Origin of the sequence: Blautia sp. AM23-13AC (genome assembly GCF_003435675.1) — a bacterium.
GTDB classification, from domain to species: Bacteria; Bacillota; Clostridia; order Lachnospirales; family Lachnospiraceae; genus Fusicatenibacter; species Fusicatenibacter saccharivorans.
The window spans coordinates 1-18,950 of the sequence record NZ_QTUL01000014.1 but is presented as its reverse complement, the minus strand read 5'-3'; the positions used below and the strand labels follow the sequence as shown (position 1 = coordinate 18,950).

Genomic DNA, 18,950 nt, shown 5'->3' with positions numbered 1-18,950 from the left:
AGCGAAGATCTACAAGTTACATGTCATCATCTGAACTTTCATCCAGATCAAGATAAGAGTCTTCTTCTTCATCCTCTTCCACATCTACCATTTCTTCTCCGTCAAATTCTTTCTTGGAGAATCCATAGTCACCAAATCTCTCGTCCTCTCTGTCAGAGTAACGGTCTCCCTCGATGATGTGGTTCAGGTTGGTATCACCGTAATCAACTGATTCCATAATTTTAACTTCGGTATTGTCATCACGCAGTACGCGGACATCGAGTGCCAGGGACTGCAGCTCTTTCAACAATACTTTGAAGGATTCCGGAATACCAGGCTCCGGAATATTGTCGCCCTTGATGATGGCTTCGTATGTCTTCACACGGCCAACCACATCGTCAGACTTCACAGTCAGGATCTCCTGCAGCGTGTAGGATGCACCGTACGCCTCAAGCGCCCAAACCTCCATCTCTCCGAAACGTTGTCCACCGAACTGAGCTTTACCACCCAGAGGCTGCTGTGTAACGAGGGAGTATGGGCCGGTAGAACGGGCATGAATCTTATCGTCTACCAGGTGATGCAGTTTCAGGTAATGCATGTGTCCGATTGTCGTTCTTCCATCGAACGGCTCACCGGTACGTCCGTCGCGGAGCTGTACCTTACCGTCTCTTGCGATATCAACACCCTTCCACAGTTCTCTGTGATCCAGATGCTCTTCCAGATACTGATATACTTCCGGAAGCAGAATATCTTTATATTTCTCGGAGAATGCATCCCATTCCATGTTTACATAATCGTTTGCCAGTTCCAGGGTATCCTGAATATCTTTCTCGTTTGCGCCGTCGAAGATCGGAGTGGAAACGTTGAATCCAAGAGCTGCTGCTGCAAGGCTCAGGTGGATCTCAAGCACCTGTCCGATGTTCATACGGGACGGCACACCCAGAGGGTTCAGCACGATGTCCAGCGGACGTCCGTTCGGCAGGAACGGCATATCCTCTACAGGAAGTACACGGGAAACGACACCCTTGTTTCCGTGACGACCAGCCATCTTATCGCCGACAGAGATTTTTCTCTTCTGTGCGATGTAGATGCGGACTGCCTGGTTTACTCCAGGAGAAAGTTCGTCGCCGTTTTCACGGGTAAATACTTTGGCGTCCACGATGATACCATACTCACCGTGCGGTACTTTCAGGGAAGTATCACGTACTTCTCTTGCTTTCTCGCCAAAGATGGCACGGAGCAGACGCTCCTCTGCGGTCAGCTCGGTTTCTCCCTTCGGAGTTACTTTTCCGACCAGAATATCACCGGCACGTACCTCTGCACCGATGCGGATGATTCCACGCTCGTCCAGGTCTTTTAAGGCTTCATCGCCGACGCCCGGAACGTCTTTTGTGATCTCTTCCGGTCCAAGCTTGGTGTCACGGGCCTCTGCCTCGTACTCCTCGATGTGGATGGAAGTGTAAACATCATCCTGTACCAGACGCTCGCTAAGAAGAACGGCGTCCTCGTAGTTATATCCTTCCCAGGTCATAAATCCGATCAGCGGGTTTTTACCAAGAGCAAGCTCGCCCTGGTAGGTAGACGGACCGTCTGCGATTACTTCGCCGGCCTCTACATGGTCACCTTTAAATACGATCGGTTTCTGGTTGTAGCAGTTGCTCTGGTTGCTTCGCATGAATTTGGTCAGATGGTAAACATCTTTTGTTCCGTCATCATTGTTCATGCGGATCTCGTTGGAGCAGGAATAGGAAATGGTTCCTGCTTTTTTTGCAACGACGCAGACACCGGAGTCTACGGCTGCTTTTGCTTCGATACCGGTTCCTACAACAGGAGCATCGGTGATCATCAGCGGTACGGCCTGACGCTGCATGTTGGATCCCATCAGCGCACGGTTCGCATCGTCGTTCTGAAGGAACGGGATCAGCGCCGTAGCAACGGAGAATACCATCTTCGGAGACACGTCCATGTAATCAAACATGTGCGGCTCGTAGGACTGGGTCTCATCCAGATAACGTCCGGAAACGTTCTTGTTGAGGAAGTGTCCTTCTGCATCCAGCGGCTCATTTGCCTGTGCTACATGGTAATTATCCTCTTCATCTGCGGTCATGTAGACTACTTCGTCGGTAACACGCGGATTTTTCGGATCTGATTTGTCAATTCTTCTGTATGGAGCCTCAACGAAGCCATACTCGTTGATGCGCGCATACGATGCCAGAGAGTTGATAAGACCGATGTTCGGTCCCTCAGGAGTCTCGATCGGGCACATTCTTCCGTAATGGGAGTAGTGTACGTCTCGAACCTCGAATCCGGCACGGTCACGGGACAGACCGCCAGGTCCAAGGGCGGAAAGACGTCTCTTGTGCGTCAGCTCTCCAAGCGGGTTATTCTGATCCATGAACTGGGACAGCTGGGAAGATCCGAAGAACTCTTTGATTGCAGCTGTAACCGGTTTGATATTGATCAGGGACTGCGGAGAAATTCCGTCGATGTCCTGTGTTGTCATACGCTCACGTACCACACGCTCCATACGGGACAGACCGATGCGGTACTGGTTCTGAAGCAGCTCACCTACGGCACGGATTCTACGGTTGCCCAGGTGGTCGATATCATCGGCATTTCCTGCGCCGTATTCCAGATGCATGTTGTAGTTGATGGAAGCGAAAATATCTTCCTTTGTGATATGTTTCGGAATCAGGTCGTGAATGTCACGTTTGATCGCCTGTTTGATCTCTTCGATATCGGTATTTTCCTCCAGGATCTTTTCCAGAACCGGATAGTATACTTTCTCGTTGATGCCAAGTTCTTCCTCGTCAACATCTACCCATGCTTTCAGATCTACCATTAAGTTGGAAAGAACTTTTACGTTTCTCTCCTCTGTCTGAATCCATACATACGGTACTGCTGCGTTCTGAATCTTGTCTGCGAGTTCCAGAGTAACGGTGGTGCCTTTTTCTGCAAGGATTTCACCGGTTGACGGATCTACAACATCCTCAGCGAGGATCTGGTTGCGGATACGGCTGCGCAGTGCAAGTTTCTTGTTGAATTTATAACGGCCTACCTTTGCCAGGTCATAGCGACGCGGGTCAAAGAACATGCTCATGATGAGGCTCTCTGCATTTTCTACTGCGAGAGGCTCGCCCGGACGAATTTTCTTGTACAGCTCGAGAAGACCTTCCTGATAGTTGGTGGAAGTATCTTTGGTGAAGCTTGCAAGAATCTTCGGCTCTTCACCGAACAGCTCTACGATCTCTGCATTGGAGCTTACTCCAAGTGCACGGATGAGGACTGTAATCGGAACTTTTCTGGTACGGTCTACGCGGACATAGAAGACGTCGTTGGAATCGGTCTCGTACTCCAGCCATGCTCCACGGTTCGGGATTACGGTACAGGAGAACAGTCTCTTTCCGAGCTTATCATGTGCGATGCCGTAATAAATACCAGGGGAACGTACCAGCTGGCTGACGATTACTCGCTCTGCACCATTGATAACGAATGTTCCTGTTGCTGTCATCAACGGCAGATCACCCATGAAAATTTCGTGCTCTGTGATCTCGTCTTTTTCCTTATTATATAATCTTACTTTTACCTTTAACGGTGCCGCATAAGTAGCGTCACGCTGTTTACACTCTTCGATTGAGTATTTTACGTCATCTTCACACAGTGTAAAGTCTACGAATTCAAGGCTCAGCCGTCCGCCGTAGTCGGAGATTGGTGAAATGTCATCAAAGACTTCCTTGAGTCCGCTTCTCAGGAACCAGTCATAGGAATCCTTCTGGACTTCAATCAAGTTGGGCATTTCCAATACTTCTTTTTGTCTCTGGTAACTCATTCGCATACTTTTTCCGGTAGGTATCGGACGTATTCTGTTTTTCTCCATTGACGTTGTCACCCCTTGTGTTATAATATATTTATTACCGCTCATGCCTGAACAAAAGGTTTTAGGCATATCTTGCCATAATAGTGCATTTTCTAGATTATCATGTTTTTTCAAGTGTGTCAACAAAACAGATTGTATTTTTTTCAGTACAATCTGTTTTTTACTGGTTTTTCTTCCGTGACCCTGTTAGAATAATACTTTAGATGTGATTGAAAGCACCGAATTTTCAGAAAAAAACCGCCTGTTTGATTTTTTTATTTTTCAAATCAAACAGGCGGTTTTTTTATTCTAATTTTTTAATATTTCAGAGCTCCATCCCGATTTCGCTTATGCCGCGTCGAATCGTTCTTTTTAATGCTGAATATTGTCAGCCATCATGTCCATAAAGCTCCATGGTTTCAGAACTTTGTTGATCTCTGCAAACACTTTATCATCGTAGTTGTGTTTTACTTCAGTCTTTCTGTCAAATACCATGGTATCCGCATCCTCTGCTTCTGCTTCCGGCCAGTGCGGGAGCCCCTCGTGGTCCGGATTTCCGTTCTTTGCGAAGGCGAGAAGTGCTCCGAAGATTTCGCTTTCCAGTTTATCGCTGACATCCGGGATGCCACAAATTTCTACGAGATCTGCGTTTCCGAAGAAATACGGGATATCGGAGCAGTGCCATGCCGGCTTGCCGTGCTGGAACGGGAATTCCAGAGCGAAGTTGTAGAGATATGCTTTGCCGCCGCCTTTTGCGAACAGTTTGGCAAGTTTTACGGTCGGCTCACGCATTGCGCGGTCGATCGCAAGAACATCTACGCCGTTCTTCTCCGGATATGCTTCTTTGAAAGCGTCCAGAACCTTTTCGGCATTGTCTCCATAAACCTTTTTGAGGATTTCCAGAATCTCTTCCGCTGTCAGTTTGTTCTTATCATAAGCTGCCGGTGCAAACGTTGCGAACTCGCCGTATACGGTTCCGATCATCATCGGAATCTGATGTGCATGCTCACGGAAGCCTGCGTCGAATGGATTTCCGCAGAAGTAATCGCCCTTTTTCGGGCCGCCGCCGATGTAGCCGCCATTCTGTGCGATAGCCGGGGATACCTTTGCATATGCTGCGGCAAGCTGCGGATACGGTACGGTTTCCAGCTGCGCCACATCATCAAAGCCAAGCTCTTTCATCATTGCCGTGACAATCTCTGTTCCATCTTTTTCTCCTGCGCCGAGCGGATCCCCTTCCATCACACCGCTCATGACAAGGCCTTTCTGGAACAGGCCGTCTGCTGATGGAATCTGCATCAGGTCAATCACCTTCATTCCGCCGCCGGACTGGCCAAAAATGGTTACATTCTCCGGATCGCCGCCGAACAGGGCGATATTGTCATGTACCCACTGCAGGGCTGCCACCATATCGGCGTGGCCTGCGTTTGCGGAATTTTTGTATTTTTCCCCAAACGGAGACAGATCCAGATACCCTAAAATATTCAGTCTGTGGTTGACAGAAACAAGAATCGAATCACCTTTCTTTGCGATGCTGACGCCGTCATACGCAACCTGCTCGATGGAAGATCCCGCTGCGTATCCACCGCCGTGGAACCATACGAGAACCGGTTTTTTGGCTTCCGGATCAAGTTTGTTTGTCCAGATATTTAAGGACTGGCAGTGCTCATCCTGCGGCCAGTAGCGGTGCGGAACCATAAGCTCGCCGTTCGGTGTATCCTGATTCTGGAGCGGGCATACAAAACCATAGTTTGTTGCGTCTTTTACGCCATTCCATTTGGACGGAACCGGCATCTGGAAACGGTCTGCGTATGCATACGGAATTCCTTTGTAAATGTAAACACCGTCATAAAAATAACCTTTTAAATCGCCGGATGTGGTATGCAGCACCGGCACGCCATCGTAATCAAATATTTTCCCCATTTTGAAATACCTCTTTTCTGTAGAATTTAGCATTTATGTTGTTTTCAGTATAAACAATATTTTCGTCCTTTTCTACTCGAATTGCCGCAAGATCTTCTTATATTGTTGCTTTTTTTCCACTCTTTCTCTGTATTCTCCCACCGCGAGTGCAATTTTTTGAAGATTTTACAGAATCTGCTCCACCTCAATCAGCGCCGTCTCGTGCGGCTCCAGGCGTTCCTGCACCGTGAGGCTGCCTTCCGGGTCGGTTTCCTGCTCCCAGACACGGTATTCCGGGTCCGCACTGTGGCACAGCATCGCGCGCTCCATCCGGTTCATCCGCTCCGGAGCTCCCATCCGCACCCACGCATCGTAGCTGCTGCCGTGCTCTTTCGTCACTTTATACAGCCGCAGGCAATATTTTCCCGGTTCCAGTCCGGTCAACTTCACTGAAAAGGTCCGGATTTCCCCCATATTGAATACGCGGTAACGATCCGTGCGGGAAATATTCACGGCATGGCGGTAGCGGTACAGCATATCGTAGTGAACATAATTGTACAGGTAAATCTGGCTTTGGTTTTTCTCCGGCTCCGTGCTGATAAAATAGCCGTCCCCACGCTTCACCAGACGAGATCCCATTCTGCCGAGCAGCCGCAGCGCAGTGCAGACCGCCTTTGGAATGCCGTTCATCGTGAACAGCCCAAAACCTCCATGATACGTTTCCCGCGCCGGAAATACTTCATCCAAACGGTCATTGACCGAGAAATACGCAATTCCCTGCAGCGCCTCTTCATTTTCCAGAAGATTTTTAAACAGCCATGCCGCTTTATAACAGGTATCGTTGCACAGATCCCTCTGCCAAATGTTGCTGCTGCACTCATCCACCAGAACCGGCAGTGCACCAAGCCCAGCCTTCTGCAGCAGACCTTTTACCTTCTCCCCGCGGTTCCGCAGAAAATCCGGGTCGCGGCTCACAATCATATTGACGCTCTCGTTGTTCTGGATCAGATTCATTTTCTCCTCTTCCTCTCCATAGATCACCGTGCCAAACGAGCGGAATGCAAAAATTTCCGGCACACATTCCTTTTCCTTCATAGTTTCGATAAAGGCTTTGAGATGTTCCTCCGGTCCAAGACCAAAGGAAAGACATGTTACAAGATCCGGGCTCACACGTTTCATCTCCTCGTACGATGCTTTCCACGTCTCAAAGAACTCATCTCCTCCATCAATCGTGATCACGTCTCCGCTGATCCACGGGTTGAAAATCCAGCGCCGCATCTGGTTGATTCCATACCGTTCCCTTAGATGTTCCATCAGGTTTTTGATCAGCATGCGCCACTCAGCCAGATCTCGCGGAGAGCTGCTTAGCGCCGGACGCATCGTTCTTCCCGGGTCTGTTTTTGCCAGTAGCAACGGCATATGGCCGAATTCCAGCAACGGCTTCGCTCCCGTAGAAAGGATGAAATCGATCACCTCATCAATATAGTTCCAGCAGAACTGAACCTCGCCCCACATATTCCGCCGAAGTACGCACATATCATCATCAAGAATTCCTTTTACGCGGATCAGCTCATAGCCGAGCTCCTGCACCAGCTGTTCCAGCTCATCCTGCACCTCGCGGTTCAGCACACTTGCCGCATAGCCGGCATTGATCACGCGCTTCCAGTGGCCTGCCACTCTTGGTTTCCGTCCGTTTACTGCCGCTGTCACGGAAACGGCACTCTCATTTGTCGTCTCAACCTCCTGCTCCGTGACCGCTGCATACTGCAGGAGACTCTGGAAAATATCATGGTCTCCCGCCGCCTCTTCCCGCTCTTTTCCTTTCTTTTCACTCTGTTCTGCCGTATGTTTCATCTGCTTCCGGTATTCGCTCGGTGTCATACCGCGGTATTTGCGGAATGCGCGGATCATCGCCGTCTCATTGACAAATCCATTGTGATAGGCAATCTCCGTCAGCGTTGCGCCGCTGTGCATTTCCTGTACGGCATGCGCCAGGCGCACCTGCGTCACGTACTCCCGAAATGATACACCGAAATACTGCGGAAAGCTCCGTGAAATATAGGCACGGCTCAGATAAAGATGATCCGCCAGATCCTCCAGCGTAATCTCTTCCCGGCAATGCTGCAGAATATAGTCCGATGCCCGCTGAAGGCGTTCCCGTCCGCTCCGGCCCTGTTCCACCTTTTTCTTGGATGTAAAGTAAGAAAGCAGATCCTCCAGAAGCGCCGTCACACGGCTTTTCATATAGACCGGTTGTTCCTCATTATTTTTGTACATTTCAAGAAAGATTCGTGCCATATCCCGCCGGATCAGGTCAAATTTTTCCTGCTGATCTTCCATATAAAAAAACGACTGACATTTGACTTCACATTTCAGCAGCTTAATGTGAAATGAAGCAATTGTCTCCGCTGAAATGCAGAGCGACAGGGCCAGTCCGTCTTCGTCCAGATCCAGATCACAGATCTGAAACCGGTTGATCGCAAAGACAGATCCCACCGGGAGACTGTGAACTTCTCCGTCCTCGTAGCTGACTCTTCCCGTCCCACGAAGCAGAAATAAAAGTTCAAAATCCGGATTCCACAGTTCCCGTTTCTCCTCCGACCGGAGTAGCCGAAAATAGAATCCCGGCATTTCCTGTTTTGTTCCTTTCAGCATCATGTCTTCGTCTCTGTTTTCTCTTTCCATTTCACACCTCATGATAGATTTTTTTGTTGTATTGTACCACAAAAAAGGTCCCGCAAAAAGATCTTCTCCTTTTGTGGGACCGATTTTTCGGTTTTTGTTTTAGTGTTTTTGTTTTAGTGTTTTTCTTTTGCTGCCTCTCTTGCCTTCAGGTCTTCCATTACCTGCGGATAAATTTTGTCAAGTTTATAAAATACATAGAAGAGAATCATAATTGCATAGAACGGAATCGGAATCCACAGATACAGGGCTTTGATTGCAGAAAGTGCACTTGCGGTCTGGGTTGCGGCAAGTCCGTTATAACCAGCTGCGGAGATGACCCACAAAGCAACGGCACTTGCGAAGCCACTTCCTACTTTCGCACCGAAGGTTGTGGTGGAATACAGCATACCTTCGACACGTGTTCCATTTTTCCACTCGCCGTACTCAATCGTATCGGCTACCATTGCGAAGATGGTTCCGGTCAGGGTTGCTGAGCCGACACCTTTGATCAGCGAGCATACCAGAAGCCAGGTAGCATTGGTCGGATTGATGACCATCAGGAGCTGGCCGGCAAGGCTGAAGAAAGTTCCGACAAGGGCTACGTTTCGTTTTCCGTATTTCAGACTGAGCGGTACACAGAACGGCATCAGAACCAGAACCGGAATGATAGAAACAGATGAGATAAATCCTGCCATGTTCTCATTCATCAGAATATATTTTGCATAGTAAGTTCCAACCGCACCGCTGGCGCCCATGCCAAGGCACATAGTAATCCAGATGCCGCAGAGCAGCAGCCACTGGCTGTTTTTGAAGATCAATTTCAGAGACTGTACAAAGTTGACATCTTCTTTCTGCTCGGAAGATACGGTAACACGCTCTTTGGTGTTTTTGAAACATACTAAGAACAGAATTGCTGCGATGACTGCATAAATCGCAGATACGATGATCCAGCTCTTCTGGTTGCTGCTTCCACCCATTTTATTTACCAGCGGAAGGGTAGATGCATTGATGATAAGGGAACCAACCTGTGCCATAAACATGCGGAATACGTTGATGACAGTTCTCTGTCCCTGATCACGGCTCATTAAGGATGTCAGTGCGCCGTAAGGAATGTTGATCATCGTGTAAAGGAATGTGGTAACGAGGTTATACGTAATCGTTACGTAAACATACTTTCCAACGGTTCCGGTATTCGGAACGAGGAATACAAGTACACATGCTACTGCAATCGGTATTGCCAGCCATAACAGCCATGGTCTTGCCTTTCCATATTTCGTTTTGACGCGGTCCATGACATATCCCATGAGCATGTCGGTGACACCGTCTGCAAAACGGGAAAACATCATGATGCTTCCGATGATTGCTGCATTTAATCCCAGTGCATCGGTGTAGAAATACGCTACAAATGTGGATGTCAGCACGAGAATCAGGTTACTGGCCAGATCTCCGCATCCGTAGCTGACCTTCTCTTTCGTGCTGATCTTTTCGGTAAGGCTCTGCTTTGCCGAAGCTTGTTCTTTTGCTGCCATTGTTTTTTCCTCCATACATTTTTGAGGCTGCGGATGAATCTCCTTCTCTCTTCCGCCCTCTTTGTGGCCGTACCATGCGCCTACGACCTTTGTTCTGTTTCTCAGTATAAGGATTTTTTTGGCAATTTTCTACTCACTTTCCACACGCTATTTCTCATTTTCTTGTCTTTTTCTGTTTTATTATTATGTTTTCATATTTTTTAGTGCAATTCTCGATAATGATTCAGGCAAATTATCTCTATACATGCAACCTCATGTACCTTCAAATGTTCCTGAACAGAAAGAATCTGTTCCTCTCCCACCGTTTCCCGCCAGACACGGTACTCCGGATCTGCACTGTGGCATATCATTTCCTTCTCTTCCGATGTCATTGCCTCCGGCGCACCCATCGCCGCCCAGCAGTCATATGGGCTGCCCTGTTCGCGCGTAATCTTATAGCACTGGATACGGTATTCTCCCCCTGGCACTTTTTGGAGCTGCACAGAAAATGTCAGATTTTCTCCCGCCTGAAAAACACGATATCGATCTGTCCGTGAAATATTGACGGTATGGCGATGACGGTACAGCATGTCATAATGCACATAATTGTAGAGATAAATCTGTATTTTCTCTTCTCTTTCTTCGGTGCTGATAAAATACCCTTTTCCCGATGCAACAAAACGCGTCCCCATCTTTCCGAGAAGTTTTGCCGCACCATAAACTGCTTTAGGTATCCCATCATCCGTAAACATTCCGAATCCTCCATGGAAAGAATCGTGTACCGGAAAGATCTCATCCAGACGGTCATTGATGGAAAAATATGCAAGGCCATTTGCCTCATTCTCGTTTTCCAGCATGTTTTTAAACAGCCATGCCGCTTTATAGCAGGTATCATTGCACAGATCTCTCTGCCATACATTATTGCTGCACTCGTCCACAATGATCGGTGTTCCCTGAAATCCCATTTTCTGCAGCCTCTTTCTGATTTTCCGAAGATAGTTTTGCAAATAATCCATATCCCGGCTGACTGCAAAATCAAAGCTGTCACTATTGACAATCAGGTTCAGGTCTTCCTGCTCTTCCCATGACATAACTGCGCCAAAGCTGCGTACTCCGTAAATTTCCGGAAGGCAGCCCGCCTCCTCCATTTTCAAAAGCAGCTCTTTTATCCCATGTTCTCCCATCGTTCCATAAGAAAGACAGGTCAGAAAATCCGGGCAGATTCTTTTAATCTCCTGATGGGAAATCCGGTAAACCTCTATATACCGATCCATCCCGCAGTTCTCAAAGAAATCCGCGTTCACCCAAGGAACCCAAATCCAGTTGCGCATCCGTTCCACTCCATACCGGGTGCGCAGATGATCCATAATCCCGCCGATCAGTCTTTTCCATGCTTCCAGATCCTTCGGCGCGGCATTTTGCACCGGACGCATGGTAATCTGACTCGGCTGCTCTGCCAGCAGCCCCGGCATATGACCGAATTCTATCATGGGCTTCGCTCCAATGGAAAGAATAAAATCAAGAACCGCATCAATATATTGATATCCGACCCGTATTTCTCCTTTCATATCTCTCCGCAGCACGCACATATCATCGTCCAGAATTCCCTTTACCCGAATAAATTCATATCCGATATCACGAATCGCCTGCGCCAGTTCCTCCTGCACACGTGCATCCAGAACAGATCTTGCATAGCCGCCATTGATGATACGCCTCCAATGCCCTGCTATTCTCTGTTTTCTTCCTCCCAGTGCAGCCAGAATCTGAACTGAATTTTCTTTTTCCGCATCAAATTCCTGTTCTCGGAATCCCGCATACTGCAAAAGTACCCGGTATACATCGTTGTCTTTCTCATAGTCCTCTGTTGTTCTGTCGATATACTTAATGAGCCCGCAATTCTTTTCTTCTTCTCTTACGGCAGTCTGAACTATGCTTTTCCGATATTCTCCCGGTGTCATGCCGAAATATTTTCGGAATGCGCGGATCATCACATTTTCGTTAGAAAATCCGTTATTGTATGCAATCTCCGTCAGCGTCGCATCTCCATGCATATCAAGAATTGCATGCGCCAGACGTACCTGAGTTATGTATTCCAGAAACGAAACACCAAAATACCGCGGGAAGCTCCTTGAAATATACGTCCGGCTCAGATAAATATGGTCCGCCAAATCCTCTAGCGTGATTGCTTCTTTATAATGCTGCAGAATATAATCCGACGCCATCTGAATCCGTTCACGGCCGCTCCTGGAATGTTTCATCCGTTCACCGGCAGCAAAATACCTCGAAAGATCCTCAAGAAGCGCCGTTATCCGACTGCGCGCATTGACAGGCTGCATCATATCGTTTTTGTATGCTTCCTGAAAAACCCGTGCCAGATCACTGCGTATTACATCAAATGCTTCCTGCTGCTCCTCCGTGAACAAAAAGGATCTGCATTCTATCTCATATTTTAAAAATTCAATATGAACGGACGCAATCGCATCTGCACTCATTTTCAACGACAGCAGAATCCCCTGCTCATTCAGATCAATCGAACAAATCTGAAACCCATTCACAACAAAAAGATCCTTCTCTTGAACCCGATACACAACACCGTCTTCATAACTGACTCTTCCATCACCTTTCAGCAGAAACAGAATCTCAAAATCTGCATTCCATAGTGATCTCTTGTCTTCCGCCCGATAGATCTGAAACTGAAATCCCGGCAGCGTCTCCTGACCCCCTTTCAGGATTTCTTTCAGACCTGTTTTTTTCTCCTGTTTTTTCATCCTCTTTTCCTTTTGCTCTCCCACACCTTTTAATTCTATTTTTACGTTTCCCAAGGAGTATGTCAAGGGGAAATTTTAATTCTCTATCTGCGAAAAACTGCGGTTCCGCAAAGCATATGCATCCGCAGAACCGCAGTTTTTGTTTCCGTTTTTTGTCTATTTATTTACCTTCAGCACCAGACACTGATACGGCTGCAGACGGATCGTTCCCTCGCCCGCCTCGCAGGTGTCATAGTTATTCAGAAGTACTTCTTCGATTGTATCTGTAAATGGCAATGTAATGCCATCCGCAAGAGAAGTAGTAAGGATCAGAATATTATTCTTCTCATCCTTCCTGCGGTACGCCAGAACGCCGCTTACCGTCTCGTATTCCGGAATCAGCATTCCGTAGAGGAAGGTTTCTTCCAGATCTTCACGTCGTCTTACTGCCACCATTTTGCGGTAAAACCACAGCAGCGAATCAGAATCCTTTTCTTCAGCCTCATAGTTCAGCTCCGCATAGTTTTTATTCACCGGGAACCACGGCGTACCTGTTGTGAATCCCGCCTCGGCAGATGCATCCCACTGCATCGGAGTTCTGCTGTGCTCGCGGCTCTCGCGGTTAATCTGCTCGAGCGCTTCCGCATCCGTTTTTCCTTCGGCAATCAGGCGGTCGTAAATAGCAAAGGTCGGTTTATCGACAAATCCCTGAATGGACTGTTTCGGGTCGTCGCGCATGCCGATTTCCTGTCCCTGATACAGGAACACAATACCCGGCAGGAAGAAATTAGTGACCGGAAGCATTTTTTCGCTGTAGAGGTTCTGATCCTCCGGCATCAGGAACCGGTCGATGATGCGCGTTTTGTCATGGTTTTCGAGGAAGTTGCAGAGCATGCCGCGGCCATCCACGATTTTCTGCGCCGCAAAAAGCTGATCGCGATAATCGTCAAACAACGCCACGGTATTGCCCCATTTCGGGTTACGCACATTGTCGAGGGTGTGACAAAAATCGAAAACGGACGAGAAACTGCCGTTTTCCCCAATCACATCCTCCACATCCTCCGGTCCCATGTGATCGTACTCTCCGATCGTCAGCGCATCGGTCGGCGCAAAGGTGCGCTCCTTCATTTCACGCAGAATGTCGGCAAGACCGTCTACGTTGTTAAAATACTCGAACGCCATATTGTACTCGTCCGGTCCATCCGGCGGGAGGTTGGTGTACTGATAATTCTTTTTCAGATGGCTGATCGCATCAAGACGGAATCCGCCAAGTCCCATATCCATCCATTTTAAAATCATCTCATAAATTTCTTCCCGCAGCTCCTGGTTCTCCCAGTTGAGATCCGGCTGCTCTTTTGTGAAGATGTGGAGGTAATACAGGTTATCATATCTCGGTACTTTCTCCCATGCGCTGCCGCCAAAAATCGACCGCCAGTTGTTCGGCTCTTTGCCGTCTTTTCCTTCCCGGAACACATAATACTTTCCGTACTTTCCAAACGGATCTTTGAGTGCCGCCTGAAACCACGCGTGCCGATCAGAGGAATGATTCACGACAAGATCCATCAGAATGCGGATGCCGCGTTTTTTTGCCTCCGCGATCAGCTCCTTCATGTCCTCCATCGTTCCAAACGACGGGTCGATATCCATGTAATCGGAAATATCGTATCCGTTATCCACCATTGGGGATGCAAACACCGGGCAGAGCCAGATGACATTGGCTCCCAGCTTTTCTATCTGGTCAAGATGACGGATCACACCTTTGAGATCTCCTATGCCGTCCCCGTTGGTATCCTGAAAGCTCTTCGGATAAATCTGGTACCCGACCGTTTTGTGCCACCACTTTTTCTCCATCGCTTTTCTCCTGTTCTTTTGTTTTCGTGATGCGTACTGCTCTTTAGGTTTACCGCAAAACTTATAGTGTTTTCACTATATCACAAAAGAATGGATTGTGCTACTTTTTCTTTCTGATTTTTCCCGGACGCCTGCCTTATCGTTACACTTTACTGTTTTTTCATCAGCGGCAGGATCACACAGGATGCAGCTTTTCCACCCATATGAATGGTCTGATGAGCAATTTTATTCTCCGTCTTTTCCGACCACAGCCCTTTCTGATTGCTGTGGACATGGTACTGCGGAAAGTCGGAAGAGGAAATATCTACACGAATGCGGGAACCCTTTGGAATCGTGTATACAATATTCCACATAGTAATCTGTACCTCTGTCACGCTGCCCGGTTCATAGGCTCCGGCCTCCGTTTTTCCCTGCTCCAATGTTGCAATCGAGGAACGAATGTTGTACGCTTTTCCTTCCGGCGTTACCTCCATGATTTTAGCGGTAAATGCCGTATCCTCGCAATCACTTTCCACGAACAGACGGACGGAAGCTTTTCCGTTCAGCGTGAAAGTTTCTTCCAGCGGTTCTGATACAAAACTCAGGACATCCTCACGATAGTCCGGTTCCGGCTGAAGATGGCTGCCGATCTGCGGCATCGTATGCAGAAGGGCTTCTCCGCCGATGCTCTCGACGGGAGTGGCCGGGTCAAACGTGTAGTTTCTCGTTTTTTCCCGTTCCGGCGCGTCTTCCCGCAGTGTTTTCTCATCCAGATACAGCGTCATGCTTCCCGCAGTTCCTTCTTCTCCCAGTCCGTCGGACACGATGTCAATCCAACGGTCTGAGCCGATCTCATAGGCACGGATCCGCTGTGTTGGGATTTCTTTTTGTTTCAGCGTCAGCTCAAACCATTCCAGCATCTTTGGAATTTCTTCATTCTGCGGGTGCAGCACCTCTTTGCCCTCGAGGCAGATCTGGAAAAAGTGGTTCCAGGCGCCGATTTCGAGCCAGCTGTGCTGTTTTGTTTCCTCGTTCAGCCGCTCCCACGTTTTCATACTGCTGCCGTGGTGATGATCGTACCAGCCGCTTAAAAGATAAATCGGAACCTTCGTTTTTGATGGAATTTCCCGCAACTGTTTCCACCAGCCCGTCTGCCAGAGTTCCGCATCCGGGCTCGGGCTTGTGATGTATTCGCGGTAGGACGGAACACGCTGTCCCCACAGCGCCTCGTCCACTTCAATCTGCGGCAGATAACGGCAGCTTTCGCGATAGTCAGCATTCACTGGTTTTTCCGCATTTTCCATCGACCATGCGGTCAGGATATCGTGGCGGAAGCAGCCCTTCTCGTAGGCTGATACAAAACGATCCGTTCCATAGTCCTCCAGAAACATTGCGGCAACTTTCCCCTCCGCGGCATCAGCGAACGCCCAGCCGGTCATGCTTGTGTAGGAATGGCCCCAGTAGCCTAAGATTTCGCACCATGGCTGCTCCACAAGGTAATCCATGGTGTCAATGCCATCGTTCCGCTCATTAATGTTTGGCTCCCATTTTCCTTCCGACTGCTCTCTGCCGCGGCAATACTGGTAGACATACACATAACCCCTGCGCGCCAGTCCCTCGCCGTAGGCACGGTGAATACGGTCGTTGCCCGGATAGCAGGTACGAGTCAGGATGACGGGATATTTCTTGTTTTCTCCTGATCCGCCTTCCCTTGGAAAATAATAGATTGTATGCAGCTTCACACCATCGCGCATCTCGATCTGGCTGTCTTTTCTTTCAAATGCTGCACAGCTTTCGGAAACGCCGCTTTTCGCAAATTGTGCTTCTACGCGTTTTACCGCAGCCGCCATAAAATCTTCTGCCATTGCCCTAAACCTCCATTTCCAGCAGTGCCATACCGAGTGTCTTTCCATGTTTGTCCAGCGCCAGCGATCTTGTGACACCGCCGCCGAGTGTCTTGTCGAGGACAAAGTTCAGCGCATGGATTCCGTTCAGTTCGTAGCGGGTTACTTTTCCGTGACAGATTTCGCGGAAGTATTCTGCTACGCGTGCTTCTGTTACTTTTTCTTTCAGCATTTCATAATTGTTCTCATCATATGGGATCACCGAAATATTGGAGATCTCGCCTTTATCGCCTGTTCTTGCATGTGCAATCTCTTTTAATTTCATCGCCTTATACCTCCCGGAATGTAACTTTTGCTTCTACTGCATCGCGCGGCACAAAAATTGAGCAGACCGAGACAATCTCGGACACCCGTTTCACTGCTCCGCCGCCTCCTGCGGGACCGTTGGTATAGAGAGCCTCCACCTCGTTTGCCAGCAGAACGGCATTTTTCCGGTCTTTCGTTCTGCCTGCGGCGCGGAGACGCACTTCACACGGAGTTCCACTTCCGATCTCCTTGGAAATTGCATCACGATACAGGGAATTGCATCCGATAAAATCAGTACGGTACTCTTCCAGCTCGATGTCTGTCAGTTCAATCCGCTTCTCCAGAATCTCCGCCGCCAGCTCCGCCCGTACCATACAGTTGCTTCCGCCGTAGGAAATTTCACCCTCACCGATGAAGCAGTCCTTGTAGCCGACACTCACTTTCAAAGTTTCCGGTCTTCCATGCGTTGTCGCATGCTCGGCGCGAACCTGGTTTTCCCCGATCTGCCGGAACGTCACCTTTGAAAAGTCCGCTGTTGCATCCGGGGTCAGGTAAGCCTTTGGGTTGTGGATTTCGTAGATCATCTGCTCTTTACAGGTATCCACGCTCACCAGTCCGCCACTTCCCTCGACTTTTGTCACGGTAAATGCGCCTGTCCCGTCGATCTCAATGAGCGGGAATCCAAGTTTCCACAGATCCGGCACATCCTTGTAGCCCGGATCCGCAAAATAGCCGCCTGTCACCTGTCCGGCACACTCCAGCAGATGGCCTGCCAGAACCGCCTGTCCCATCTGATCCGGGTTGTCGTCAATGTTCCATCCGAACTCATATACCAGCGGTCCGATCGTCAGTGCAGGATCGGAAACGCGACCGGTAATGACAAGATTGGCGCCCTCTTTCAACGCTTTTGTGATGCCTTCTGCGCCCATATAGACATTTGCGGAAATCAGAACATCTTTTTTCTCTTTTAACAGCGTGCCATCCTCCAGCACCTTCTCATTTTCATATTTGTCCAGCTCTTCTGTAATATCATCGCCGGTCACACAGGCAATTTTCAATCCTCCGACACCCAGTTTTCTGGCAATTTCACACGTCCGTTCTGCAGCAGATACCGGGTTGGCAGCTCCCATATTGGTAATAACTTTTACTTTGTTTTTCGCCATCAGCGGGAGAATTTTTTCCATTCGGTAGTCGAGCAGCTGGTTGTAACCCTTCGACGGATCTTTCTCTTTGTCCTGCTGCCCGATCGCAACGGTGCGTTCCGCCAGACACTCGAAAATAATGTAGTCCAGATTTCCTTTTTCCATCAGCTCCACTGCCGGCTCAATGCGGTCTCCCGCATAGCCTGCGCCGCTTCCGATTCTGATTTTTTTCATGTTCTATGGCCTCGCTTTCTTTGATCTGAGATCATTGTAATGCGATATCCGGGCAGATACTACAAAAGGGATCGTAATTTCTAAAATTTTAGAAATCATGATCCCTCTTTTATGTGAGTTCTGTTACAGCAAAGACAGAAAATACCACAAAGCCCCAAAGCTGCAGAAATTCCGGCATTTCATTCTCCTTCTGTCTTATTCTTTGATTTTATTATATAACGTTGCCAGCGAAATTCCGAGTTCCTTTGCCGCTTTTTGCTTCCCTTCCATATCCCGTCCGTACAGCAACAACGTATTTTGGATCTCCTGCCGTTCAAAGCGGCGCACCCGCTCTTCCAGCGTCATGTGAGCCTCTGATTCCCGTTTTTCAAACTGTACGAGACTCGTCACAATTGAGATGCTTCCGCGGATCTGATGCTCTTCCCAGATCGGATAAACACTTGCAAAGTATTCCTGCGTTCCCTCTCTCCGCACCATTCCCTCGACCGGGATGCCGCTCCAAATGACTTCCGGAGCAATGGCAGATTTGCGGTAATCCGTGATTTTATGACCTTTCGCGGTTTCAAGCGGAACGCCGATGAAATCGCTGTAGACTTGATTGAAGAACACAATCCTGCTGTGCTGATCGCAGATCAGGATTCCCTGCTGTAAAGATTCCAGAACGGAATGTACCTGCATTTTTCGTTCCTCCCGTTTTCTTTTTCTGTACTCTCGGAGTCTTTCTGTCATGGGGATATTTAGCCCTTATACTCCTCCGTAAATGTCTTGTATAAATAGATCACATTCTCAATTTTATCTCCACGGTCGCAATTACATTTTGATACCACATGGCATCACCATACCTTCCGGCAATTTTTAACTTTATTGCCACAAAGTATGGACTCAGGTGAACCTCACATGACTAAAGCCACGTGCTTCCGGCCGCTTTAAGCGGCAGA

General features: G+C 48.5%; 10 protein-coding genes. All 10 read right to left on the bottom strand.

The window, feature by feature from the left end; translation table 11 throughout:
• Positions 1–16 precede the first annotated feature (16 nt).
• The 10 genes from rpoB to DW642_RS13060 all read right to left on the bottom strand — a co-directional run bounded on the left by rpoB (position 17) and on the right by DW642_RS13060 (position 18,690).
• The gene (gene rpoB, locus DW642_RS13105; protein ID WP_117510452.1) at positions 17–3,856 is read right to left on the bottom strand and encodes a DNA-directed RNA polymerase subunit beta; all 3,840 of its coding nucleotides are present in this window, start codon (positions 3,854–3,856) and stop codon (positions 17–19) included.
• A 351-nt stretch (positions 3,857–4,207) separates the two neighbouring features.
• Positions 4,208–5,758 carry a carboxylesterase/lipase family protein gene (locus tag DW642_RS13100; protein WP_117510451.1) on the bottom strand — a complete coding sequence of 517 codons (1,551 nt, stop codon included), beginning with the start codon at positions 5,756–5,758 and terminating at the stop codon, positions 4,208–4,210.
• A 165-nt stretch (positions 5,759–5,923) separates the two neighbouring features.
• A complete protein-coding gene (locus tag DW642_RS13095) occupies positions 5,924–8,422 on the bottom strand; it encodes a GH39 family glycosyl hydrolase (protein WP_158555029.1) in 2,499 nt (832 codons plus the stop codon).
• 113 nt (positions 8,423–8,535) lie between these two features.
• Positions 8,536–9,930, bottom strand: a complete 1,395-nt coding sequence (locus DW642_RS13090; protein WP_117510483.1) for an MFS transporter — start codon at positions 9,928–9,930, stop codon at positions 8,536–8,538.
• A gap of 200 nt (positions 9,931–10,130) precedes the next feature.
• Positions 10,131–12,677, bottom strand: coding sequence for a GH39 family glycosyl hydrolase (locus DW642_RS13085; protein WP_117510449.1), 2,547 nt, complete (start codon positions 12,675–12,677; stop codon positions 10,131–10,133).
• Positions 12,678–12,833: 156 nt separating this feature from the next.
• Positions 12,834–14,507 (bottom strand): alpha-glucosidase, encoded by a 1,674-nt coding sequence (locus DW642_RS13080; RefSeq protein ID WP_117510448.1) that lies wholly within the window; start codon positions 14,505–14,507, stop codon positions 12,834–12,836.
• Positions 14,508–14,656: 149 nt separating this feature from the next.
• Positions 14,657–16,351 (bottom strand): CocE/NonD family hydrolase, encoded by a 1,695-nt coding sequence (locus DW642_RS13075; RefSeq protein WP_158555028.1) that lies wholly within the window; start codon positions 16,349–16,351, stop codon positions 14,657–14,659.
• A 4-nt stretch (positions 16,352–16,355) separates the two neighbouring features.
• Positions 16,356–16,655 (bottom strand): AtuA-related protein, encoded by a 300-nt coding sequence (locus DW642_RS13070; RefSeq protein ID WP_117510446.1) that lies wholly within the window; start codon positions 16,653–16,655, stop codon positions 16,356–16,358.
• Between the two features lie 4 nt (positions 16,656–16,659).
• Complete coding sequence (locus DW642_RS13065) at positions 16,660–18,012, bottom strand: acyclic terpene utilization AtuA family protein (RefSeq protein ID WP_117510445.1); 1,353 nt, start codon at positions 18,010–18,012, stop codon at positions 16,660–16,662.
• 195 nt (positions 18,013–18,207) lie between these two features.
• A complete protein-coding gene (locus tag DW642_RS13060; RefSeq protein ID WP_055220827.1) occupies positions 18,208–18,690 on the bottom strand; it encodes a helix-turn-helix domain-containing protein in 483 nt (160 codons plus the stop codon).
• Positions 18,691–18,950: the final 260 nt, after the last annotated feature.

Bases quoted from the DNA above. Each gene is read 5' to 3' on its own strand.
- rpoB (WP_117510452.1), bottom strand. From the start codon at position 3,856: ATGGAGAAAAACAGAATACGTCCGATACCTACCGGAAAAAGTATGCGA.
- DW642_RS13100 (WP_117510451.1), bottom strand. From the start codon at position 5,758: ATGGGGAAAATATTTGATTACGATGGCGTGCCGGTGCTGCATACCACA.
- DW642_RS13095 (WP_158555029.1), bottom strand. From the start codon at position 8,422: ATGGAAAGAGAAAACAGAGACGAAGACATGATGCTGAAAGGAACAAAA.
- DW642_RS13090 (WP_117510483.1), bottom strand. From the start codon at position 9,930: ATGGCAGCAAAAGAACAAGCTTCGGCAAAGCAGAGCCTTACCGAAAAG.
- DW642_RS13085 (WP_117510449.1), bottom strand. From the start codon at position 12,677: ATGAAAAAACAGGAGAAAAAAACAGGTCTGAAAGAAATCCTGAAAGGG.
- DW642_RS13080 (WP_117510448.1), bottom strand. From the start codon at position 14,507: ATGGAGAAAAAGTGGTGGCACAAAACGGTCGGGTACCAGATTTATCCG.
- DW642_RS13075 (WP_158555028.1), bottom strand. From the start codon at position 16,351: ATGGCAGAAGATTTTATGGCGGCTGCGGTAAAACGCGTAGAAGCACAA.
- DW642_RS13070 (WP_117510446.1), bottom strand. From the start codon at position 16,655: ATGAAATTAAAAGAGATTGCACATGCAAGAACAGGCGATAAAGGCGAG.
- DW642_RS13065 (WP_117510445.1), bottom strand. From the start codon at position 18,012: ATGAAAAAAATCAGAATCGGAAGCGGCGCAGGCTATGCGGGAGACCGC.
- DW642_RS13060 (WP_055220827.1), bottom strand. From the start codon at position 18,690: ATGCAGGTACATTCCGTTCTGGAATCTTTACAGCAGGGAATCCTGATC.